Source organism: Paraburkholderia sp. RL18-101-BIB-B (assembly GCF_046026985.1).
Taxonomy (GTDB): Bacteria; Pseudomonadota; Gammaproteobacteria; order Burkholderiales; family Burkholderiaceae; genus Paraburkholderia.
Genome location: NZ_JARESV010000011.1, coordinates 193,012 through 214,091, shown reverse-complemented (window position 1 = coordinate 214,091; position 21,080 = coordinate 193,012). Strand labels below are relative to the sequence as shown.

Below are 21,080 nucleotides of genomic sequence, written 5' to 3'. Positions count from 1 at the left end.
ACGACTGGAAGCGAAATGAAACTGAATTGAGCCGAAGACGGAGCCGGGCGGCTATGATTGCGGGACGCCAGAGCGGCCCGCGAGCCCGCGCGCTGTATGGCGCCGAACCCTTTGACAGCCGATATTGTACTTGCGAAGCAGCCCATGCCTTTGTCCGACCGCCGATTGCCCTCCGCTACCGATGAAGTGAGCGCCGAGCCCAAGCGCCGCGTCTCGCGGGGCAAGGCGGTGGCGGCGTCAAGCGAAGCAGGCGCGGGCGTGGCGCTGGACCGCGAAACAGTCGTTCCTGACAGCGGCGCAGCGGGTGACGAGCCCGCTGATACATCTGGCGACCAGCGCGCCGGCAAGCCCGCCGACATATTCGGCGACAAACCCGCCGGCAAGGCCGCGCCCAAGGCCTCCGCGAAATCGTCCGCGAAGCCCGCGGCCAAGCCCGCCGAAAAAACCGCCGACAAGCTCGCCAAACTCGGCCTCACACGCGACATCGACCTCGTGCTGCATCTGCCCATGCGCTACGAGGACGAAACCTCGCTGACGCCGATCGGGCATCTGCTGCCGGGCGGCATTTCGCAAACCGAAGGCGTGGTGTTCGACAACGAGATTGCCTATCGTCCGCGCCGTCAGTTGCTGGTGAAACTGCGCGACAACGCCGGTGACGAACTCGTGTTGCGCTTTCTGAATTTCTACGGCTCGCAGGTCAAGCAGATGGCGATCGGCGCGCGGCTGCGGGTGCGTGGTGATGTGCGCGGCGGTTTCTTCGGCATGGAGATGGTGCATCCGGCCGTGCGCGTGGTCGACGAAGACACGCCGCTGCCGCAGGCGCTGACGCCGGTCTATCCGAGCACCGCGGGCGTGACGCAGGCATATTTGCGCAAATCGATCGACAACGCGCTATCGCGCACGTCGCTGCCGGAGTTGTTGCCCGAGGCGGTCGCGCGGACGTTTATGGAGCCGCTCGGCGTGCCGTCGCTGATGGACGCCGTGCGCACGCTGCATCATCCGGGCGCGCAGTCCGATGAGACCGCATTGATCGACGGCACGCATCCGGCCTGGGTGCGCATCAAGTTCGAGGAATTGCTTGCGCAGCAGATGTCGCTCAAGCGCGCGCACGACGAGCGCCGCACGCGCGCCGCGCCGGCGATGCCGCGCCGCAAGCTGGGCGACGAATGCGCGCTGGTGGCGCGCTTGCTGAAGGCGCTGCCGTTTTCGCTGACGGCGGCGCAGGAGCGCGTCGGCGGCGAGATCGCGCTCGATCTGACCCAGCCCCATCCGATGCAGCGGCTCCTGCAGGGCGACGTCGGCAGCGGCAAGACGATCGTCGCCGCGCTGGCCGCGGCACAGGCCATCGACGCCGGCTACCAGGCCGCGCTGATGGCGCCGACCGAAATCCTCGCCGAACAGCACGCGCGCAAATTGCGCGGCTGGCTGGAGCCGCTCGGCGTGAGCGTCGCGTGGCTGGCCGGCAGTCTGAAGACCAGAGAAAAGCGCGCCGCGATCGAAGCCGCCGCGCTCGGCACGGCGCAACTCGTGATCGGCACGCACGCGATCATCCAGGACGCGGTCGAGTTTGCGCGCCTCGGGCTCGTGATCGTCGACGAACAGCATCGCTTCGGCGTGGCGCAACGGCTCGCGCTGCGGGCCAAGGCGCAGAACGCGGCCGATGGCGCAAGCGACTTCCAGCCGCATCAATTGATGATGTCCGCGACGCCGATTCCGCGCACGCTCGCAATGACGTATTACGCCGACCTCGACGTCTCGACCATTGACGAATTGCCGCCTGGACGCACGCCGATCCTGACGAAGCTCGTGTCCGACGCGCGGCGAGAGGAGGTGATCGGGCGCGTGCGCGAGGCCGCGCTGACGGGGCGGCAGGTGTACTGGGTGTGTCCGCTGATCGAGGAAAGCGAGACCTTGCAGTTGCAGACCGCGGTCGAGACGTATGAGACGCTGGTGGCCGCGTTGCCCGAGCTGAATGTCGGTCTTGTGCATGGTCGGCTTGCGCCGGCTGAAAAGGCGGCCGTGATGGATGCGTTTACTCGCAATGAGGTGCAGTTGCTGGTGGCGACGACGGTGATCGAAGTGGGTGTCGATGTGCCGAATGCATCGTTGACGGTGATCGAGCATGCTGAGCGGTTTGGGCTTGCGCAGTTGCATCAGTTGCGGGGACGGGTGGGGCGTGGGAGCGCGGCTTCGGTTTGCGTGCTGCTTTACACCGGGCCTTTGTCGATGACCGCGCGGGCGCGGCTGCAGACTATGCGGGAGACGACTGATGGTTTTGAGATCGCGAGGCGGGATCTTGAGATTCGTGGACCGGGGGAGTTTTTGGGGGCGCGGCAGTCGGGGGCGGCGATGTTGAGGTTTGCTGATCTTCAGAATGATCAGTGGTTGATTGAGCCTGCGCGGGAGGCTGCGGCGGTTTTGCTGGAGAAGTTTCCTGAGGTTGTGATGCAGCATTTGGCGCGGTGGTTGGGGGCGCGGGAGCAGTATTTGAAGGCGTGAAGGTGGGTGTTTTGCCTGCGCGGCGCTTTGGTGGTGGTTTTTGTGGTGTTGGCCTTTCCTTGAGTTCACGGTGGTTTATTGGCGTTGCCCCTGTGCGGGGCGGCACCTACTTTCTTTGCCGCGGCAAAGAAAGTAGGCAAAGAAAGCCGCTTCCAACCGCCAGCTCATAAGCGGGTGTCTCGCGCAGTCGCGGTAGTGGTACATCTGGAATCTGTGTTCTTGCGCATTCCGCGTGAGTGACAAGGCAGTCATACCTCCCGCCTCGCGCTACGCACTCGCCGGAAGAGTCCGGCGGAATCCGGTGGATTCGCTTGTGCGCGAGCGGGCCGTCGGCCTCGGGGAAACGCCGAAAAACATGACGGGATTGCGCCGCATGCCGTGACGCCGCACGGAGAGCGAACGCCGGGCGATCGCACCGCAGGTTGATGAAGTACCGCGACGGCGCGCGCAGCGCTGCCGGAAGAATGACTGCCTTGTCACTCACGCGGAATGCGCGAGAACACAGATTCCAGATGCACCACTACCGCGACTGCGCGAGGGACCCGCTTATAGGCTGGCGGTGTGAAGCCGCTTTCTTTGCCTACTTTCTTTGCGGCAAGCAAAGAAAGTAGGTGCCGCCCCGCACAGGGGCAACGCTAATAGACCACCGTGAATTCAAGGAAAGGCCAACTCAGCAAGCACTCCACCCCACCAGCGCCCCGCGCAAAAAACCAAATGGTTGGCGAACCGACCCTATAGGTGTATAACTAGAACCTATCGAATTCATCGCACTGATTGGTCCCCTAATGACGCTCACCGAATTGAAATACATCGTCGCGGTCGCCCGCGAGCGGCACTTCGGCCGGGCCGCCGAAGCGTGTTTCGTCAGCCAGCCGACACTGTCGGTGGCGATCAAAAAGCTCGAAGACGAGCTCAACGTCCAGATCTTCGAGCGCGGCACCAGCGAAGTGAGTGTCACGCCGATCGGCGAACAGATCGTCACGCAAGCTCAACGCGTTCTCGAGCAGACGCTCGCCATCAAGGAAATCGCCAAACAAGGCAAAGACCCGCTGGTCGGGCCGCTGCGCCTGGGCGTCATCTATACGATCGGGCCGTACCTGCTGCCCACGCTCGTCAAACAGATGATCAAGCGCGTCCCGCAAATGCCCTTGATGCTGCAGGAAAATTACACGCTCAAGCTGATCGAACTGCTCAAGCAAGGCGAAATCGACGTCGCCATCATGGCGCTGCCGTTTCCGGAAACGGGCCTGATGCTGCGCCCGCTGTACGACGAGCCTTTTGTGGTCGCCTTGCCGTCCGGTCACGCCTGGGAAAACCGCCTGAAAATCGACGCCGACGATCTGAAGCAGGAAACCATGCTGTTGCTCGGCAGCGGTCACTGCTTCCGCGACCACGTGCTGGGCGTTTGCCCGGAGTTGATGCGCTTTTCGCAAAACGCGGACGGTATCCAGAAGACCTTCGAAGGGTCGTCGCTGGAAACCATCCGTCACATGGTGGCGAGCGGTGTCGGCATTACCGTGCTGCCGCGCATGTCGGTGCATGAAGTCAAGCCGCACGCCGGCGGCATCGATTCGGGGCTGCTCAGCTACGTCGCTTTCGACGAACCCGTGCCGGATCGTCGCGTCGTGCTGGCCTGGCGCAAGAGCTTCACGCGCATGCCCGCCATCGAGGCCATTTGCGACGCCATCAGCTCCTGCGATCTGGCGGGTGTCAAGAAGCTCGATTTGCCGGTCGCCGTCAACTAACCAGCGCACCGAGAAGCCGGCTCGCTGCGCACACCAGCGACCGGCCTGGCGCCCGCCCGAGGCGCCGATAGCCGCAAGTCCTATCGAATAGATAAAATTAATCAAAAGCAGTATTTTGATAGTGTTGTTATAGTTTCCTCCATGGATCGCCTGATCCCATAAGACCCGGAGGAAGCCATGACGCAATCCAAGCCGCAACAAATCCACGCCTTCATCGCTCAATCGGCCGTCGTGCCGCGCGGTTTTGTCGCGTCGATGCTCAGCGTGCGTACCGTCGCGTTGTCCCTGCTGGTCGATCGGGCCCTGTCCGCATAACGCATGAGCCTCTGGCATCTGTGCGCCGCGCCGCTCCCCACAATCTGTTTCGATAAAAGCCAACCAGGAGTCACGCATGACCGAACGTAAGCTCACCAGTGCCGCCGGCGCACCCGTCGCCGACAACCAGAATTCGATGACCGCCGGCGTACGCGGTCCCGTTGTTCTGCAAGACGTCTGGCTGCTCGAAAAACTCGCTCACTTCGATCGCGAAGTGATTCCGGAACGCCGTGTCCACGCCAAAGGTTCGGGCGCATTCGGCACGCTGAAGGTCACGCACGATATCTCGCGCTACACGAAGGCGAAAGTCTTCGCGCAAGTCGGCAAGGAAACGTCGCTCTTCATGCGCTTTTCGACGGTGGCCGGCGAGCGCGGCGCAGCCGACGCCGAACGCGACGTGCGTGGCTTCTCGATCAAGTTCTACACGGAAGAAGGCAACTGGGACGTGGTCGGCAACAATACGCCGGTGTTCTTTATCCGCGATCCGCTGAAGTTTCCGGACTTCATCCACACGCAAAAGCGCGACCCGTACACCAACATGCGCAGCAATGTCGCGGCGTGGGATTTCTGGTCGCGTCATCCGGAGTCGCTGCATCAGGTGACGATTCTGATGAGCGACCGCGGCATTCCGCAGAATTACCGGCAGATGCACGGCTTCGGCTCGCACACGTATTCGTTCATCAACGCCGACAACGAGCGTTTCTGGGTGAAGTTCCATTTCAAGTCGATGCAAGGCATGGAGAACTTCACCGACGCCGAAGCGGCACAAGTGGTGGCGCAAGACCGCGAAAGCGCGCAACGCGATCTGGTCGGCAACATCGACGCGGGCAACTTCCCGAAGTGGCGTTTCGCGATTCAGGTGATGCCGGAAGCGCAAGCCGCGACGTATCGCTTCAATCCGTTCGACATCACGAAAGTGTGGTCGCAGAAGGACTATCCGTTGATCGACGTCGGCACGATCGAGCTGAATCGCAACGCACAGAACTATTTCGCGGACGTGGAGCAGGCGGCGTTCACGCCGGCCAACGTGGTGCCGGGTATCGGTTTCTCGCCGGATCGTCTGTTGCAGGGCCGTCTGTTCTCGTACGGCGACACGCAGCGCTATCGCCTCGGCATCAATCATCACCAGATTCCGGTGAATGCAGCGCGCGTGCCGAGCCCGCATTCGTTCCATCGCGACGGCGCGATGCGCACGGACGGCAACCTCGGCGGCAACGTGAATTACGAGCCGAACCGCTTCGGCGATTTCGCGCAGGACGCCAACGCGTCCGAGCCGCCGCTCGCGGCGGGCGCTGTGGATCGCTACGATCATCGCCTGGACGACGACTACTACACGCAGCCAGGTATGTTGTTTGCGCTCTTCGATGCAACTCAGCGCGAGCGTCTGTTCGGCAACATCGCACGCCATATCAACGGTGTGCCGCAGGAGATCGTTGCGCGTCAGATCGAGCATTTCCGTCGCGCCGACCCGGCTTACGCGGAAGGCGTGATCGCGGCGATGGCCAACCTCGCGGAACGCAATAAGAAGTAAACAGCAATTGCGCAGTAGAAGTCATGCAGCAAAGCGGGGCGCATCTGCGTCCCGCTGGTACCGATACGAACTGAAGGAGCACGATCATGACGCAGATGATGATAGCCGCGCTGGGCGGCACGTCAGCCGCAAACAGCGCGCGACCGCGCGCATTGTTGGCGCGCACGGCGGTGGGCTTTGCGATCTTCGCGAGCGGAGTCGCAGTGATCGTCGCGCAGGCGCTGCAACACGCGCTCGGCGGCTGATCCAAGCCGCCGCCGTGATGCGGCAAGTGGCCACGCGTCATACGAACGCAGCAGTTTTCCAGGCTAAACTGTCGAGCGTTCGAGCTGTCGAGTTTGCTATCCGCAGACCGTCACTTTGCCGACCGGTTCGTATCACTCTTCAAAGGAGTCATCATGGCCAAAAAAGAAGCCGCAGCAGCCGTACAGCACGTCAATATCGGGATCAGCGACAAGGATCGCAAGAAGATTGCAGAAGGTCTGTCGCGCCTGCTCGCCGACACCTATACGCTGTACCTGAAGACCCACAACTTCCACTGGAACGTGACGGGTCCGATGTTCAATACGCTGCACCTCATGTTCGAAACGCAGTACAACGAGCTCGCGCTGGCGGTCGATTCGATCGCTGAACGGATTCGCGCGCTGGGCGTGCATGCACCGGGCAGCTACAAGGATTTCGCCAAGCTGTCGTCGATTCCGGAAGCGGACGGCGTGCCGGCCGCGGAAGAAATGATCCGCCAGTTGGTGGAAGGTCAGGAAGCCGTCGTGCGTACCGCACGCGCGATTTTCCCGTCGACGGAAGCCGCCAACGACGAGCCGACCGCCGACCTGCTGACACAACGCATGCAAACGCACGAAAAGACCGCGTGGATGCTGCGCTCGATGCTCGCTTAAGCATTAGCGCGCAAGGCGTCACGTTTCGACGTACCCGTCTGCGTCTTCGGTAAAGTGCGACACCAACAAAGCCTCCCTGCACGGGAGGCTTTGTTTTTTGCAGCGCCGGCTCGGTCAGTCCTGCCCGCTCGGAAGCGACCCGTCGTCCGCTTCCCGTAAAATAGCCGCACCGTCTTCGCACTTTCACCGACTCCGCCCATGTTCGCCCGACTTCCCCTGTATTTGCGCCTCGTGCGCATGGACAAGCCGATCGGCAGCCTGCTGCTGCTGTGGCCGACGCTCAACGCGCTGTGGATCGCCTCCGACGGTCATCCGACGTGGCCGCTGCTGGTGATTTTCATCGTGGGCACGGTGCTGATGCGCTCGGCGGGCTGCGCGATCAACGATTACGCAGATCGCGACTTCGATCGCTACGTGAAGCGCACGGAGAATCGTCCGATCACGTCGGGCAAGATCAAGGCGTGGGAAGCAGTGGCGCTGGCGGCCGCGTTGTCGTTGCTGGCGTTTCTGCTGATCCTGCCGCTGAATACGCTGACCAAGGAACTCTCGGTGGCGGCGCTTTTCGTCGCCGGTTCGTATCCTTTCACCAAGCGGTTCTTCGCGATTCCGCAGGCGTATCTGGGGATCGCGTTCGGCTTCGGCATTCCGATGGCGTTCGCCGCGATACAGGACCACGTGCCGTTGCTCGCGTGGGTGATGCTGCTGGCCAATGTGTTCTGGTCGGTGGCGTACGACACTGAATACGCGATGGTCGACCGTGACGACGACGTCAAGATCGGTATCCGCACGTCGGCGCTGACGTTCGGCCGCTTCGATGTGGCGGCGATCATGATCTGCTACGCGGTGACGCTGGGGATTTACGTCGGTATCGGCGTGCTGCTCGGCTTCGGCGTGCTGTACTGGCTGGGATGGGCGGCGGCCGCGGGCTGCGCGATCTATCACTACACGCTGATCCGCGACCGTGAACGGATGGCGTGCTTCGCCGCGTTCCGGCATAACAACTGGCTGGGCGGCGCGCTGTTCGTCGGCATCGCCGCGCATTACGCGGTGGGGTCGTTTTAGTTTTGTTGCGCGGTTTTACGCTGGTTTTGCGTTTCTATTGAGCAGGCGGCGCTGCGGCTTGAATCGAAGCGCTACGGCCTTCAAGTTTTACTGCGCTACATTCTTCGCGCTTGCGGCGCAGTAGGCACCGCGCTCGGTCTTTTGCGCGGCATTTACGCTGGCTTTGCGTTTCTATCGGCGGGTGTCGCCGTGGCCTGAATGGAAGTGCTACCGCGGTCAGTTCTGCCGCGCTACTTACTTCGCGTCCGGCGCCGTAGACGCCGCGCCGGTTCGAATCGCAGCGCGGCGTGCCACAACGTGCTCCCCTTCCTGAAATTTCCCGACTTCCTCGCGCCGCGCGAGCGCGCTCACTGCTTGCCGAACTCGTCCCCCATTTCCTTGGCGCGCGCATCGGCGGCGAGCACGCCGTGCACGATCGCATCCTTGATGCCGCTCGCGTCGAACGACGCAAGCGCCGCCGCCGTCGTGCCGCCTTTGGATGTCACACGTTCGCGCAGCACGCTCGGCGGCTCGTCGGAATTCGCCGCCAGTTGCGCCGCGCCGGTGAAGGTCGCCACGGCCAGCGCGCGACCCTGCGCTTCATCCATGCCGAGCTGGCGGGCGGCTTCCTGCAACGCCTCGATGAAATAGAACACGTAGGCCGGTCCGCTGCCCGAGATCGCGGTGACGGCGTCGATTTTCGCTTCGTCGTCGAACCAGACCGTTTCGCCTACCGCCCCCAGCACTTGCGATGCGAGCGCGCGCCCCGCTTCGTCGACGCTGCCGGTCGCCACCAGTCCCGTCACGCCCATGCCGATCAGCGCCGGCGTATTCGGCATGACGCGCACGATACGGTTGTGGCCATTCAGCCAGCGCGACATGTCGCTCATGCGAATACCCGCGACGATACTCACCGCCAGTTGCGATGCATTCAGATGCGGCGCCACCGCCTCGGCGACGCTTTTCAGAATCTGCGGCTTCACCGCCAGCACGACGGCGTCGTACGCGGCGAGCGCGGCATCCGCGGCGGCGCCGGTCTTGATGCCGAATTGCTGCTCGTTGCGCTTGCGCGCGTCTTCGTTGGGATCGATTGCGTAGAGGTCAGCGGGTGCGACGCCACGCTTGATGAGGCCGCCGATCAACGCGGCAGCCATGTTGCCACCGCCGATAAAAGCAATTTTCATGATGTTCCGAAGGAAGTGCCGTGAGGAGCCCAAAGAGCCTGAAAAGGCCCGCAAGGGTCAGTTAGAGTAATCTCGCGCGCCGAAGATCGCAGTGCCGACGCGCACGATCGTCGCGCCTTCCAGCACGGCGGCCTCGAGGTCGCTCGACATGCCCATGGACAGCGTGTCGAGTTCGAGTCCGTCGTTGCACAGACGCTCGAACAGTTCGCGCAAGTGCCGATGCGGCACACGTTGTTCGTCGATGCCGCCGGCGGGCTCGGGAATCGCCATCAGGCCGCGCAAATTCAGCTTCGGCAGGGCGGCGATCGCCTGCGCGACTTCCACCGCCTCGGGAACGCTCACGCCGCTCTTCGACGTCTCGCCGCTGATGTTGACCTGCAGGCACACGTTGAGCGGCGGCAAATTATCGGGACGCTGCTCCGAGAGCCGCTGCGCGATCTTCAACCGATCGACCGAATGCACCCAATCGAACTGCTCGGCGACCGGCCGCGTCTTGTTCGATTGCAACGGACCGATGAAGTGCCATTCGAGCGTAGCGCGCAGATCGGCGAGCGTCTCGATCTTGGTGAGGGCTTCCTGCACGTAGTTTTCACCGAATGCGCGCTGGCCGGCGTTGTAGGCGGCGCGTACGTCTTCGGCGGGGAAGGTCTTGGAGACCGCGAGCAGATGGACCGAACGCGTATCGCGTCCGGCCACATGCGCGGCCATGGCGATGCGCTGCTGCACCGCCTCGAGGTTGTGAATCAGATCGGGCATGTCGGAACCGGAAGTCCAGCGAGAGTCGATTACCCGATTATACGGACAGCATGTGCTCGACCAGTTCGATCCAGTGCGCGACCGGCGTCGACGTGCCGCTTTGCAGATGCGCAATGCAGCCGACGTTCGCCGACACGATCACCTGCGGCTCCTGCGCCTGCAGCCGCTCGAGCTTCTGATCGCGCAGCGCATACGAGAGCTTGGGCTGCGTCAGCGAGTAGGTGCCGGCCGAGCCGCAGCACAGATGATTGTCGGCGGGCAGGCGCACTTCGACACCCAGCGCGGTCAGCAAATGCTCGACCTTGCCGCGTATCTGCTGACCATGCTGCAGCGTGCAAGGCGGATGAAACGCCACGGTGTGCACCGAGCGGCGGCGCGTGACCGAGATCAGCGCTTCTTCGAACTCCGGCAGGATTTCCGCGACGTCGCGCGTCAATTCCACCACGCGGCGCGCCTTTTCCGCATACGCCGGATCATGCCGCAACAAGTGCGCGTATTCCTTGACCGTCGCGCCGCAGCCGGACGCGTTCATGACGATCGCCTCCACGCCCTGTTCGACGTAGGGCCACCATGCGTCGATGTTGGCGCGCAGGTCGTCGAGCGCTTCGTCGTTGTAGCCCAGATGCAGACGGATCGCGCCGCAGCAGCCCGCATCCGGCGCGATCAGCATTTCGACACCGAGCGCGTCGAACACGCGCGCGGTGGCGATGTTGACGTTCGGCATCATCGACGGTTGCACGCAACCCGCCAGCATCAGCATCTTGCGCGGATGTTTGGCGGTCGGCCATTCGAGCGGACGCTGCCGCGCCGGCACTTTGTCGCGCAGCTTCTTGGGCAGCAACGGGCGAAAATGCTGGCCGATCCGCATGGTCGGCGTGAACAGTGCGCTGTTCGGCACGAAGCTCGCGAGCATGCGGCGCACCAGCCGTTGACTGAACGGGCGCGTGACTTTTTCTTCGGTGATCTTGCGGCCGATTTCCACCAGCCGGCCATATTGCACGCCGGACGGGCAGGTCGTTTCGCAGTTTCGGCAGGTCAGGCACCGGTCGAGATGGATCTGGGTGCTGCGCGTGACCGGCGCGCCTTCGACCATCTGCTTGATCAGATAGATCCGTCCGCGTGGGCCGTCGAGTTCGTCGCCGAGTATCTGATACGTCGGACAGGTGGCGGTGCAGAAACCGCAGTGCACGCAATTGCGCAGGATGCCGTCGGCTTCGTCGCCGTCGGGCGTGTTGCGAATGAAGTCCGCGAGGTTGGTTTGCATCGCGTCGCTCAGAAGTCGGGGTAGAGACGGCCGCGATTGAAGATGCGGGCCGGGTCGAAAGCGGTTTTCAGGCCGCGATGGATTTTCATTAGCGGCGCGGGCAGCGGGGTGAATACGCCGGCGCCGCGGTCGTAGCCGTGGCCGGTGCGGAAGATCGTGGCGTGGCCGCCGGCCTGCTTGGCGCTGATGCGCACGGTCTGCGCGTCGGTGTCGGTGATCCACCAGCGCTGGCCGCCGCCCCATTCCATGAGTTGCGCGCCGGGCAGTTGCAGCGGCTCCGTGATCGAAGGCAGCGCAAGGCGCCACAGTGCGGCCCGCGGCGGAATGGCGGCGAAGAACGAGTCGGTCTGTTCGCGCAGGCCCGCCCAGAAGCGTTCGGCTTCAACCGCATCGACGACTTCGCCGCCGAGCGCCATCTTCGCCGACTTGACTGCGGCCTCGGCGCCGGCGAGGCGCACGGCCAGCGTGCCATGGCGCCAGGCACTCGCGGTAATCGGCAGCGGGCGGCCGCCCCATTCGTTGAGCTTACGGACCGCGTCGGTGCCGTTCATGTCGAATTTGAGCGTGGCTTCGGCCTGCGGCAACGGCAGTACCTTGATCGACAGTTCGAGGATCAGTCCCAGGGTGCCGAGCGAGCCGGCCATCAGGCGCGAGACGTCATAGCCCGCGACGTTCTTCACCACCTGGCCGCCGAAATGCAGCTTCTGCCCCTGGCCGTTCATGATGACGGCGCCGAGCACGAAGTCGCGCGCCGCGCCGGCCGATGGGCGGCGCGGACCGGCGATACCCGCCGCGATGCAGCCGCCGAAGGTGGCCTGCGGCCCGAAGTGCGGCGGCTCGAAGGCGAGCATCTGATGATGGTCGGTGAGCGCGGCCTCGATCTCCAGCAGGGGCGTGCCCGCGCGCGCGGTAATGACCAGCTCTGCCGGATCGTACGCGATGATGCCGCGATAAGCGCGCGTGTCGAGGATGTCACCTTCCAGCGTCTGACCGTACCAGTCTTTGGTGCCGCCGCCACGGATGCGCAACGCGCGCCCCTCGGCGCTGGCCGAACGCACACGTTCCGACCACACGGCGACGATGTCGTCCTCTTCCATGGTGTCCTGCTTCGTTGTGTTTCGTTTGATTGTACCGGGCGGGGGCCCGCTGGCAACCAGGAGCGGACCCGCATCGGGTAATCAGGGTGAGAGCAGGAAAACCGGCGCCCACGCGAGCTATGCGTGATGCGTCGGCGGGCACGGCACAGCGTTAAAACCGCGGCAGCTCTGGATGCGGTAGCAAGCCACCGCGCACGTGCATCTTGCCGTATTCGGCGCAGCGTGCCCGCGTGGGAATGCCTTTATCGGGGTTGAGCAGGCCGGGTGCGTCGAAAGCCCGCTTGACCGCGTGGAACGCGTCGCGCTCTTCGGGCGAAAACTGCACGCACATCGAATTGATCTTCTCGATGCCGACGCCGTGCTCGCCGGTCACCGTGCCGCCCAGTTCGACGCACGTTTCGAGGATGTCGGAACCGAACGCTTCGGCCCGGTGCCACTCGTCCTGGTCGTTGCCGTTGAACAGGATCAGCGGATGCATGTTGCCGTCTCCCGCATGGAATACGTTGATGCAGCGCAAGTTGTAGGTCTTCTCCATCGCCTCGATGCGCGCCAGCAGCGGCCCGATACTGCGGCGCGGCACCGTGCCGTCCATGCAGTAATAGTCGGGTGAAATGCGCCCGGCGGCCGGGAATGCATTCTTGCGGCCGGACCAGAAGCGCAAGCGCTCGTTCTCCGAGCGGGAAATCTGGATGCGGGTGGCGCCCTGTTCGCGCAGCACCGCGGTCATGCGCACGATTTCATCGGCGACTTCTTCGGGCGTGCCGTCCGATTCGCACAGCAGGATGGCCGCCGCTTCGAGATCGTAGCCCGCGTTGACGAATTCCTCGACGGCGCGCGTGGCCGGCTTGTCCATCATCTCCAGCCCCGCCGGAATGATGCCCGCCGCAATGATGCCGGCGACCGCGTCGCCGCCTTTCACGACGTCGTCGAAACTGGCCATGATGACCTGCGCCGTTTGCGGTTTCGGGATCAGCTTGACGGTGACTTCGGTAACGATCGCAAACATGCCCTCGCTGCCGATCAGCACGGCCAGCAGATCGAGACCGGGCGCGTCAGGGGCGAGAGAGCCGAACTCGACGATTTCGCCTTCCATGGTCACGGCGCGCACGCGCATCACGTTATGCACCGTGAGGCCGTATTTGAGGCAGTGGACGCCGCCGGAATTCTCCGAGACATTGCCGCCGATCGTGCAGGCGATCTGCGATGACGGGTCCGGCGCGTAATACAAACCGTAAGGTGCGGCGGCTTCCGAGATGGACAGGTTGCGCACACCCGGCTGCACCGTGGCGGTCCGCGCGTACGAGTCGACCTCGACGATCTTGCGGAAGCGCGCAAGCGATACCACCACGCCGTGCCGGATCGGCATGGCGCCGCCGGACAGACCGGTGCCCGCGCCGCGCGGCACGATCGGCACGTCGAGGCGATGGCAGATCTGCACGATGCGCTGCACCTGCGATTCCGTCTCCGGCAACGCGACCGCGAGCGGTAGACGCCGGTAGGCCGCGAGACCGTCGCATTCGTAGGCGACGGTGTCTTCTTCGCGATACAGCAAACAATGGGTCGGCAATACGGCCATCAGCGCCTGCACGACTTCGCGCTGGCGCTGGGCGAGTACTTCGGCCGTCAGTTCAGCGGGTGCGTTCATGTGACTTGTCTCCTCGTGCCTTTCAAGTCCAACGCGGCTGGTTCTCTCATGCAGCCGCGCCTGAATACGCGTCATGCTGCCCAGGTGAAGATCTTGCCCGGGTTCATCAGATTGTGCGGATCGAGCGCGTGCTTGATCGAGCGCATGGTATCCACCGCGACTTCACCGTGCTCTTCGAGCAGGAAACCCATTTTGTGCAGGCCGACGCCATGCTCGCCCGTGCAGGTGCCGTCCATGCGCAGCGCGCGTTGCACGATGCGATGGTTCAGACGTTCGGCTTCGACGAGCTCTTCCGGCTTGTTGGGATCGATCAGGATCGCGACGTGAAAGTTGCCGTCGCCGACATGGCCGACGATCGGGCAGGGCAGCGGCGACGCTTTCAGATCCTGTTCCGTTTCCTCCACGCATTCCGCGAGACGCGAGATCGGCACGCAGACGTCGGTTGTGACCGCGCGGCAGCCGGGTTTCAGCTGCAGCATGGCGAAATAGGCGTTGTGGCGCGCGTTCCACAGACGGCTGCGGTCCTCCGGACGCGTCGCCCATTCGAAGCCTTCGCCGGCATTCTGCGCGGCGATCTCCTGGACCAGTTCGGCCTGCTCTTTCACGCTCGCCTCGGTGCCGTGGAATTCGAAGAATAGCGTGGGCGCTTCACGCAGCGTCAGATTCGAGTGGCGATTGATCGAGCGGATGGCGAGCGAATCGACGAACTCGACGCGCGCAATCGGCACGCCCATCTGAATCGTTTCGATGACCGCGCGCACCGCATTGCCCATGGACGGGAACGCGCACACGGCTGCCGACACCGCTTCTGGTTGCGGATACAGGCGCACGGTGATTTCCGTGATCACGCCGAGCGTGCCTTCCGAGCCGACGAACATGCGCGTGAGGTCGTAACCCGCGGACGACTTGCGAGCCCGCGTGCCGGTTTTGATCACGCGTCCGTCGGCCAGAACCACGGACAGCCCGAGCACGTTCTCGCGCATCGTGCCGTAGCGCACGGCGTTGGTGCCCGACGCGCGCGTGGCCGACATGCCGCCAATGCTCGCGTCCGCGCCCGGGTCGATCGGGAAGAACAGACCGGTGTCGCGCAATGCCTCGTTCAACTGCTTGCGCGAGATGCCGGGTTCGACCGTGACCGTCAGGTCTTCGGCGTTGATCGACAACACCCGGTTCATTTCCGACAGATCGATCGACACGCCGCCTTGCACGGCGAGCAGATGCCCTTCGAGCGACGAGCCGTTGCCGTAGGGGATGATCGGTACGTTGTACTGGCCGCACAGTTTGACGACGGTTTGCACGTCTTCAGTCGTGCGCGCGAAGACGACGGCATCGGGCAGTTGCGGGTCGAACGGCGATTCGTCGCGGCCATGATGGGTGCGCACGGCTTCGGACACGGACACGCGATCGGCGAAGAGGGCTTTGAGCGCGCTCAGCAACTCGGCGGGAAACGGCCGGCGCAGCGGGGCCGGCGGCACGGGATGATTCACGCATGTCTCCTGGTATTTGGGGCGGTGCTGGTTTGCAGCATGTGTTTCATTTTACGCCGATCACCCGTGGGCCGGCGTTGCAGCCGGCCAGCGCTTCTATAATGGCGGCGACTTCACGATGCGCGCAATATGGATAAACGCGGTGCCCGATGTGCCGCTGCGGATCTGTGTCGGGCCATGGCGCGGCGCATCGTCACTGAATGCATGGGAGACTTTATGGGCAACCGTTTGAGCAAGATCGCCACCCGCACGGGCGACGACGGCACCACCGGTCTCGGTGACGGCAGCCGTGTGCGCAAAGACAGCACGCGCATCGCCGCGATCGGCGACGTGGACGAACTCAACTCGAACCTCGGCGTGCTGCTGTGTGAAACCTTGCCGGACAAGGTGCGGACAGCGCTCGTGACGATCCAGCATGATCTGTTCGACCTCGGCGGCGAGTTGTGCATTCCCGGCCACACGATGATTACCGACCGGCAACTCGCGCAACTCGACGACTGGCTTGCCGACTACAACGCGGCTTTGCCGCCGCTGAAGGAGTTCATTCTGCCCGGTGGCTCGCGTGCGGCCTCGCTTGCGCATGTGTGCCGCACCGTGTGCCGCCGTGCCGAACGGGCGATTGTTGCGTTGGGTGAGCACGAGACTATCAACGCCGCGCCGCGCCAGTATGTGAACCGGCTTTCCGATCTGCTGTTCGTGCTCGCGCGCGTGCTCAATCGCGTGGACGGCGGCACCGATGTGCTGTGGCAACACGAACGCAGCGCAGGCTAAAGCCTGGTAGCCGCTGCAATAGGCGCAAGACCGCGCCACGACGCATGCAGCGTCAGCCGCATTGACGACCCCGTGCGTTAGCCAACCGCCAGCGTGACCGGCTTGCCGATCCGGCTCATCATTTCCACCAGCGTGTCGATGGTGAACTTGGTGGTCTTCTTGTTGACCACGTCGGACACGCGCGGGCGAGACACCATCAGAATCTCGGCCGCCTCGGCCTGCTTCAAATGATGCTGTTCGATCCAGGTGGACAGTTCCGTCATGAGCTGCTCCTTGAGCAGCCGCGTGTCGTTGATCTGTTTTTGCGATGCGGCGTGCAGGCGTTTCGCCTCTTCAGCGGAAAAGCCGAGTTCGAGGAACAGATTGGCGCCCGGCTTAGTTACGTGACGAATTTTGGTGTCGATCGTCATTTGTTAAGTTTTCCTATTGTTAACGATGGCGCGATACCGCGTTTCGGCAATCTTCCTGTCGTGCGGACCGAGCTTTTGCGTTTTCTTCTGGAAGCAATGCAGCACATACAGCGCTTCCACAAACTTGGTCACGTACATGACGCGAAAAATGCCGTCTGCTTCCCTGATTCGAATCTCGCGTGTTCCGGGACCGATCGAGTCGAACGGTTTTCAGTCGTCAGGGTCTAGGCCCGCCTGAATCTCGCTGAGCTGAACCCCCGCTTGACGACGCATTTCCCCGGGAAAGGCGAGTAAATCGTGATAGCTGGAGCCTAGCCAGCGAATTTCTTTTTCCTGCTCCATAGCCGCCTTTCATGTATAAAAATTTATACGCAACATTCATCCCGGTCAAGTCGCATTCGACCCGGCCATGAGTTGTTACGGTACAGAGGCGACTAAAGAAGCACCATTCGTCCGTTCGGCCAACAAAAAGCCCGGCTCATCGAGCCGGGCTCTTCTGTGCATCCACCGCTGCAATCAGCGTGGGTTCAGTTGCCGCTGCCGCGTGCCACACGGCGTTGCTTGACCGCGTCGGCGAGGCCTTCGAGTACGGCGACGCTTTCATCCCAACCGATGCACGCGTCCGTGATGCTCTGGCCGTACGTCAGCGCGCAGCCTTCCTGCAGATCCTGGCGGCCCGCCACCAGATGCGATTCCACCATGACGCCGACAATCCGTTCGTCACCCGAAGCAATCTGGCGGCCGATATCCGCGCACACCGGAATCTGGTTCTCGTGTTTCTTCGAGCTGTTCGCGTGGCTCGCGTCGATCATCAGACGCGCGGCGAGGCCGGCCTTGCCGATGTCCGCGCACGCGGCGTTGACGCTGTCCGCGTCGTAGTTCGGCGTCTTGCCGCCACGCAGGATGATGTGGCAGTCCTCATTGCCCGCGGTCGAGACGATCGCCGAGTGGCCGCCCTTGGTGACCGACAGGAAATGATGCGGCTGCGAGGCGGCCTTGATCGCGTCGACGGCGATCTTGACGTTGCCGTCCGTGCCGTTCTTGAAGCCGACCGGGCACGACAGGCCCGAAGCCAGTTCGCGGTGCACTTGGGATTCGGTGGTCCGCGCGCCGATCGCACCCCACGAGATCAGGTCGGCGATGTACTGCGGGCTGATCATGTCGAGGTATTCGGTGCCGGCCGGCAGGCCCAGTTCGTTGATGCGCAACAGCAGCTCGCGCGCGGTGCGCAGGCCGTCGTTGATCTTGAAGCTGTTGTCCATGTGCGGGTCGTTGATGAGACCCTTCCAGCCCACCGTCGTGCGCGGCTTTTCGAAGTACACGCGCATCACGATTTCGAGTTCGCCGGCGAAGCGTTTGCGCTGCTCGATCAGACGCCCCGCGTATTCCATCGCTGCCTTGGTATCGTGAATCGAACACGGTCCGATGATCACGATCAAACGGTCTTCCATGCCGTGCAGAATGCGATGCATCGCGGTGCGCGAGTTGTAGATCACGTCGGACACCGTTTCGTCGCAAGCGAATTCGCGGATCAGGTGAGCGGGCGGTGTGAGTTCTTTCAATTCGCGGATGCGGACATCGTCGGTGTTGTGCGGGGGCATGTTGTTCTCCAATCGGTTCGTAGCGTGTTCGCGCGGGCAATCAGGGTTGCGATGAAGCAGCGATGCCAGAGCGGACGACCATCAAAATTAAAGTTTCAAAGGCATGAGGCGAAAAAAAACCGCCAGGCTAGCTGGCGGTTTTTCGGGAATTCTCGGTGTCCTGCGTGCACTAACACCCCTCTCGATCCGCCAGCGGTCTGAGATGCCAAAAAAAGTAAAAATAAAGCTTGGCGGACATGACGAATGAGGTCGCAGGTCAAAAAGGGTGAGTGACTTTATAACCCGGGCAGGCGGTGCTTGCAAGCCGCGGGGTGCAAAAATGCGGAAAATCCGCATACTTCGCGCAATACGTGCACGAAGTATGCATTTTCAGCCGAATCAGGCCGTGCCGCCGACCGTCATTCTGTCGATCCGCAGCGTGGGTTGGCCGACGCCCACCGGCACGCTCTGGCCTTCCTTGCCGCACACGCCGACGCCCGAATCGAGCTTCATGTCGTTGCCGATCATGCTGACGTACTTGAGCGATTCCGGGCCGCTGCCGATCAGCGTCGCGCCCTTCACCGGGTACGTGACCTTGCCGTTTTCGATCATGTACGCCTCGGACGCGGAGAACACGAATTTGCCGTTGGTGATGTCGACCTGGCCGCCGCCGAAGTTCACCGCATACAGCCCGTTTTTCACGGAAGCGATGATTTCCTGCGGATCCTTGTCGCCGTTGAGCATGTATGTGTTGGTCATGCGCGGCATGGGCAGCGCCGCATACGACTCACGGCGCGCGTTGCCCGTGACCGGCATCTTCATCAGACGCGCGTTCAGCGTGTCCTGGATGTAGCCCTTCAGAATGCCGTCTTCGATCAGCGTGGTGCACTGGGTCGGATTGCCTTCGTCGTCGATATTGAGCGAGCCGCGGCGGTTCGGCAGCGTGCCGTCGTCGACCACCGTGACACCCTTCGCGGCGACCTGCTCGCCGATTCGCCCGGCGAATGCCGACGAACCCTTGCGGTTGAAGTCGCCTTCCAGGCCGTGGCCGATCGCTTCGTGCAGCAGCACGCCGGGCCAGCCCGGTCCGAGCACGACGGTCATCGCGCCGGCCGGAGCGGGGCGCGCGTCGAGGTTCACCAGCGCCGCATGGACGGCGTCGTCGACATAGCCTGACAGCACTTCGTCCGTGAAATAGGCGTAATCGAAGCGGCCACCGCCGCCGCCGCTGCCGATTTCGCGGCGGCCGTTCTGCTCGGCGATCACCGTGACCGAGACACGCACCAGCGGACGAATATCCGCCGCGAAACCGCCGTCGCTGCGCGCGACCAACACCACGTCGTATTCGCCGGCGAGGCCGGCCATGACCTGCTGGATGCGCGGATCGCGGCCGCGCGCCATCTGTTCGATACGTTCGAGCAGCTTGACCTTGGCCGTCGCGTCGAGCGAATGCAGCGGATCGGCCGGCAGGTACAGATCGCGCCCGGCGATGCCGGTCAGCGACGACGCCACCTTGATCTTCTGCTTGCCGCCGCCTGCCTTGGCGATCGAGCGGGTGGCGAGCGCCGCCTGGCGGATCGCTTCGGGCGACAGGTCGTCCGAATAGGCGAAAGCCGTGCGGTCGCCCGACACGGCGCGCACGCCGACACCCTGGTCGATGCTGAAGCTGCCGGACTTCACGATGCCTTCTTCGAGACTCCACGCTTCGCTGCGCGTGTACTGGAAATACAGGTCCGCGTAGTCGATCTTGTGCGTGAAGATTTCGGCGAGCGTGCGGGTGAGCAGGGATTCGTCGAGACCGTAGGGCGTCAGGAGGATGTCCTTGGCGGTGGCGAGATTACGGATACCGGGTTCGATGATGTTCATGCGAAGTATGTTCTGCTCGATACGAAGGATTCGGTTAGCGCCTCTGTCACACACTATGTGAGTAGGAGACGCCGCAGTTTCAATGTCACGCGGATGGATTTATCAACTGGGTCAGAGGAGTCAACTGAGCACACGATGACGCCAGGCGGGCAGACTCTGTCGCACTTCGTCGATACGCGCACGCTCGAGATTGCCGGCGACCACGCCTGCGCCTTCGTCGCGCACCGCGACGATTTCGCCCCACGGGTCGATCAGCATGCTGTGGCCCCACGTCCGGCGGCCGTTTTCATGTTTGCCGCCTTGTGCCGCGGCCAGCACGTAACACTGGTTTTCGACCGCTCGGGCGCGCAGCAGCATCTCCCAATGCGCGCGGCCGGTCGTGTAAGTGAACGCCGACGGCACCACGATCAGCGCGCAGTCGCCCATGCGCCGGTACAGCTCCGGAAAGCGCAGATCGTAGCAGACCGACAGGCCGACGCGGCCGAACGGTGCCTCGAAGGTGCGGACCTCGCCGCCGGGGCAGATGGTGCGTGCCTCGTCGAACGATTCCTCGCCCTTTTCGAAGTTGAACAGGTGGATCTTGTCGTAGCGCGCGGCCTCGTTGCCTTGCGGGTCGAACACCAGCGTGGTGTTCAGCACGCGCGAGGCTTCGGGCGACATCAACGGCAGCGTGCCGCCGATCACCCAGATCTGGTGGCGGCGCGCGGCGTCGGCGAGAAAGCGCTGGATCGGACCGTCCTGATAGGGTTCGCGCACGGCGAGTTTGTCCGTATCCTTGAAGCCCATGAAGCAGAAGTATTCAGGCAGCAGGACGAGTTGCGCGCCGTCGGCGGCGGCTTCGGCAATCAGGCGCCCGGCTTCGGCGAGATTGCGCTCGCGATCCGGTGTGCTCACCATTTGCAGCGCGGCGACACGGAATGCGCTTTCCAGGGAACCGCTGGAGACGGTTGACGAGACGTGTGTTTCGCTCATGAGCGTTTCGAAAAACTCCCG

General features: G+C 63.2%; 18 protein-coding genes and 1 pseudogene. 8 read left to right on the top strand and 11 right to left on the bottom strand.

Annotated features, from left to right (window positions below):
- The first annotated feature begins 144 nt into the window (after nucleotides 1-144).
- From recG to ubiA, 7 genes are all read left to right on the top strand, one after another.
- On the top strand, nucleotides 145-2,499 hold the full coding sequence (gene recG / locus P0D73_RS18760) for an ATP-dependent DNA helicase RecG (protein WP_408432461.1): 2,355 nt from the start codon (nucleotides 145-147) through the stop codon (nucleotides 2,497-2,499).
- 785 nt (nucleotides 2,500-3,284) lie between these two features.
- Nucleotides 3,285-4,244: a LysR substrate-binding domain-containing protein gene (locus tag P0D73_RS18755; RefSeq protein ID WP_132376015.1), complete on the top strand. Its 960-nt coding sequence runs from the start codon at nucleotides 3,285-3,287 to the stop codon at nucleotides 4,242-4,244.
- Nucleotides 4,245-4,421: 177 nt separating this feature from the next.
- A complete protein-coding gene (locus tag P0D73_RS18750; protein WP_408178882.1) occupies nucleotides 4,422-4,559 on the top strand; it encodes a hypothetical protein in 138 nt (45 codons plus the stop codon).
- Nucleotides 4,560-4,635: 76 nt separating this feature from the next.
- Nucleotides 4,636-6,090, top strand: coding sequence for a catalase (locus P0D73_RS18745; RefSeq protein ID WP_408432459.1), 1,455 nt, complete (start codon nucleotides 4,636-4,638; stop codon nucleotides 6,088-6,090).
- An 86-nt stretch (nucleotides 6,091-6,176) separates the two neighbouring features.
- A complete protein-coding gene (locus tag P0D73_RS18740; RefSeq protein WP_408315496.1) occupies nucleotides 6,177-6,335 on the top strand; it encodes a hypothetical protein in 159 nt (52 codons plus the stop codon).
- A 153-nt stretch (nucleotides 6,336-6,488) separates the two neighbouring features.
- Nucleotides 6,489-6,986: a Dps family protein gene (locus P0D73_RS18735; RefSeq protein ID WP_132376013.1), complete on the top strand. Its 498-nt coding sequence runs from the start codon at nucleotides 6,489-6,491 to the stop codon at nucleotides 6,984-6,986.
- 198 nt (nucleotides 6,987-7,184) lie between these two features.
- On the top strand, nucleotides 7,185-8,048 hold the full coding sequence (ubiA, locus tag P0D73_RS18730; protein WP_408283440.1) for a 4-hydroxybenzoate octaprenyltransferase: 864 nt from the start codon (nucleotides 7,185-7,187) through the stop codon (nucleotides 8,046-8,048).
- Between the two features lie 347 nt (nucleotides 8,049-8,395).
- Here ubiA and proC read toward each other — a convergent pair whose 3' ends face one another.
- The 6 genes from proC to P0D73_RS18700 all read right to left on the bottom strand — a co-directional run bounded on the left by proC (nucleotide 8,396) and on the right by P0D73_RS18700 (nucleotide 15,460).
- On the bottom strand, nucleotides 8,396-9,211 hold the full coding sequence (gene proC / locus P0D73_RS18725) for a pyrroline-5-carboxylate reductase (protein WP_408283437.1): 816 nt from the start codon (nucleotides 9,209-9,211) through the stop codon (nucleotides 8,396-8,398).
- 57 nt (nucleotides 9,212-9,268) lie between these two features.
- The gene (locus P0D73_RS18720; RefSeq protein WP_408283434.1) at nucleotides 9,269-9,967 is read right to left on the bottom strand and encodes a YggS family pyridoxal phosphate-dependent enzyme; all 699 of its coding nucleotides are present in this window, start codon (nucleotides 9,965-9,967) and stop codon (nucleotides 9,269-9,271) included.
- A gap of 37 nt (nucleotides 9,968-10,004) precedes the next feature.
- Nucleotides 10,005-11,231: a glycolate oxidase subunit GlcF gene (gene glcF / locus P0D73_RS18715; protein ID WP_408178876.1), complete on the bottom strand. Its 1,227-nt coding sequence runs from the start codon at nucleotides 11,229-11,231 to the stop codon at nucleotides 10,005-10,007.
- 8 nt (nucleotides 11,232-11,239) lie between these two features.
- The gene (gene glcE, locus P0D73_RS18710) at nucleotides 11,240-12,328 is read right to left on the bottom strand and encodes a glycolate oxidase subunit GlcE (protein ID WP_408178875.1); all 1,089 of its coding nucleotides are present in this window, start codon (nucleotides 12,326-12,328) and stop codon (nucleotides 11,240-11,242) included.
- A 151-nt stretch (nucleotides 12,329-12,479) separates the two neighbouring features.
- A complete protein-coding gene (locus P0D73_RS18705) occupies nucleotides 12,480-13,973 on the bottom strand; it encodes an FAD-linked oxidase C-terminal domain-containing protein (protein ID WP_408178874.1) in 1,494 nt (497 codons plus the stop codon).
- A gap of 71 nt (nucleotides 13,974-14,044) precedes the next feature.
- Nucleotides 14,045-15,460 carry an FAD-linked oxidase C-terminal domain-containing protein gene (locus tag P0D73_RS18700; protein WP_408178873.1) on the bottom strand — a complete coding sequence of 472 codons (1,416 nt, stop codon included), beginning with the start codon at nucleotides 15,458-15,460 and terminating at the stop codon, nucleotides 14,045-14,047.
- A 216-nt stretch (nucleotides 15,461-15,676) separates the two neighbouring features.
- On the opposite strand from P0D73_RS18700, the gene P0D73_RS18695 reads away from it, so the two are divergent.
- Nucleotides 15,677-16,231 (top strand): cob(I)yrinic acid a,c-diamide adenosyltransferase, encoded by a 555-nt coding sequence (locus P0D73_RS18695; protein WP_408432457.1) that lies wholly within the window; start codon nucleotides 15,677-15,679, stop codon nucleotides 16,229-16,231.
- A 77-nt stretch (nucleotides 16,232-16,308) separates the two neighbouring features.
- Here P0D73_RS18695 and P0D73_RS18690 read toward each other — a convergent pair whose 3' ends face one another.
- The 5 genes and pseudogenes from P0D73_RS18690 to P0D73_RS18670 all read right to left on the bottom strand — a co-directional run bounded on the left by P0D73_RS18690 (nucleotide 16,309) and on the right by P0D73_RS18670 (nucleotide 21,059).
- A complete protein-coding gene (locus P0D73_RS18690; RefSeq protein ID WP_116142847.1) occupies nucleotides 16,309-16,641 on the bottom strand; it encodes a helix-turn-helix domain-containing protein in 333 nt (110 codons plus the stop codon).
- A gap of 3 nt (nucleotides 16,642-16,644) precedes the next feature.
- A pseudogene (locus tag P0D73_RS18685) lies at nucleotides 16,645-16,983 on the bottom strand (type II toxin-antitoxin system RelE/ParE family toxin).
- 185 nt (nucleotides 16,984-17,168) lie between these two features.
- Nucleotides 17,169-18,242, bottom strand: coding sequence for a 3-deoxy-7-phosphoheptulonate synthase AroG (gene aroG / locus P0D73_RS18680; RefSeq protein WP_012431785.1), 1,074 nt, complete (start codon nucleotides 18,240-18,242; stop codon nucleotides 17,169-17,171).
- Nucleotides 18,243-18,620: 378 nt separating this feature from the next.
- Nucleotides 18,621-20,087, bottom strand: coding sequence for a metalloprotease TldD (gene tldD / locus P0D73_RS18675; protein ID WP_132376004.1), 1,467 nt, complete (start codon nucleotides 20,085-20,087; stop codon nucleotides 18,621-18,623).
- A 120-nt stretch (nucleotides 20,088-20,207) separates the two neighbouring features.
- On the bottom strand, nucleotides 20,208-21,059 hold the full coding sequence (locus P0D73_RS18670; protein WP_408178871.1) for a carbon-nitrogen hydrolase family protein: 852 nt from the start codon (nucleotides 21,057-21,059) through the stop codon (nucleotides 20,208-20,210).
- Nucleotides 21,060-21,080: the final 21 nt, after the last annotated feature.

Bases quoted from the DNA above. Each gene is read 5' to 3' on its own strand.
- ubiA (WP_408283440.1), top strand. From the start codon at position 7,185: ATGTTCGCCCGACTTCCCCTGTATTTGCGCCTCGTGCGCATGGACAAG.
- P0D73_RS18695 (WP_408432457.1), top strand. From the start codon at position 15,677: ATGGGCAACCGTTTGAGCAAGATCGCCACCCGCACGGGCGACGACGGC.
- P0D73_RS18750 (WP_408178882.1), top strand. From the start codon at position 4,422: ATGACGCAATCCAAGCCGCAACAAATCCACGCCTTCATCGCTCAATCG.
- P0D73_RS18740 (WP_408315496.1), top strand. From the start codon at position 6,177: ATGACGCAGATGATGATAGCCGCGCTGGGCGGCACGTCAGCCGCAAAC.
- proC (WP_408283437.1), bottom strand. From the start codon at position 9,211: ATGAAAATTGCTTTTATCGGCGGTGGCAACATGGCTGCCGCGTTGATC.
- glcE (WP_408178875.1), bottom strand. From the start codon at position 12,328: ATGGAAGAGGACGACATCGTCGCCGTGTGGTCGGAACGTGTGCGTTCG.
- P0D73_RS18755 (WP_132376015.1), top strand. From the start codon at position 3,285: ATGACGCTCACCGAATTGAAATACATCGTCGCGGTCGCCCGCGAGCGG.
- aroG (WP_012431785.1), bottom strand. From the start codon at position 18,242: ATGCCCCCGCACAACACCGACGATGTCCGCATCCGCGAATTGAAAGAA.
- P0D73_RS18745 (WP_408432459.1), top strand. From the start codon at position 4,636: ATGACCGAACGTAAGCTCACCAGTGCCGCCGGCGCACCCGTCGCCGAC.
- P0D73_RS18690 (WP_116142847.1), bottom strand. From the start codon at position 16,641: ATGACGATCGACACCAAAATTCGTCACGTAACTAAGCCGGGCGCCAAT.
- glcF (WP_408178876.1), bottom strand. From the start codon at position 11,231: ATGCAAACCAACCTCGCGGACTTCATTCGCAACACGCCCGACGGCGAC.
- tldD (WP_132376004.1), bottom strand. From the start codon at position 20,087: ATGAACATCATCGAACCCGGTATCCGTAATCTCGCCACCGCCAAGGAC.
- P0D73_RS18705 (WP_408178874.1), bottom strand. From the start codon at position 13,973: ATGAACGCACCCGCTGAACTGACGGCCGAAGTACTCGCCCAGCGCCAG.
- P0D73_RS18670 (WP_408178871.1), bottom strand. From the start codon at position 21,059: ATGAGCGAAACACACGTCTCGTCAACCGTCTCCAGCGGTTCCCTGGAA.
- P0D73_RS18720 (WP_408283434.1), bottom strand. From the start codon at position 9,967: ATGCCCGATCTGATTCACAACCTCGAGGCGGTGCAGCAGCGCATCGCC.
- P0D73_RS18735 (WP_132376013.1), top strand. From the start codon at position 6,489: ATGGCCAAAAAAGAAGCCGCAGCAGCCGTACAGCACGTCAATATCGGG.
- recG (WP_408432461.1), top strand. From the start codon at position 145: ATGCCTTTGTCCGACCGCCGATTGCCCTCCGCTACCGATGAAGTGAGC.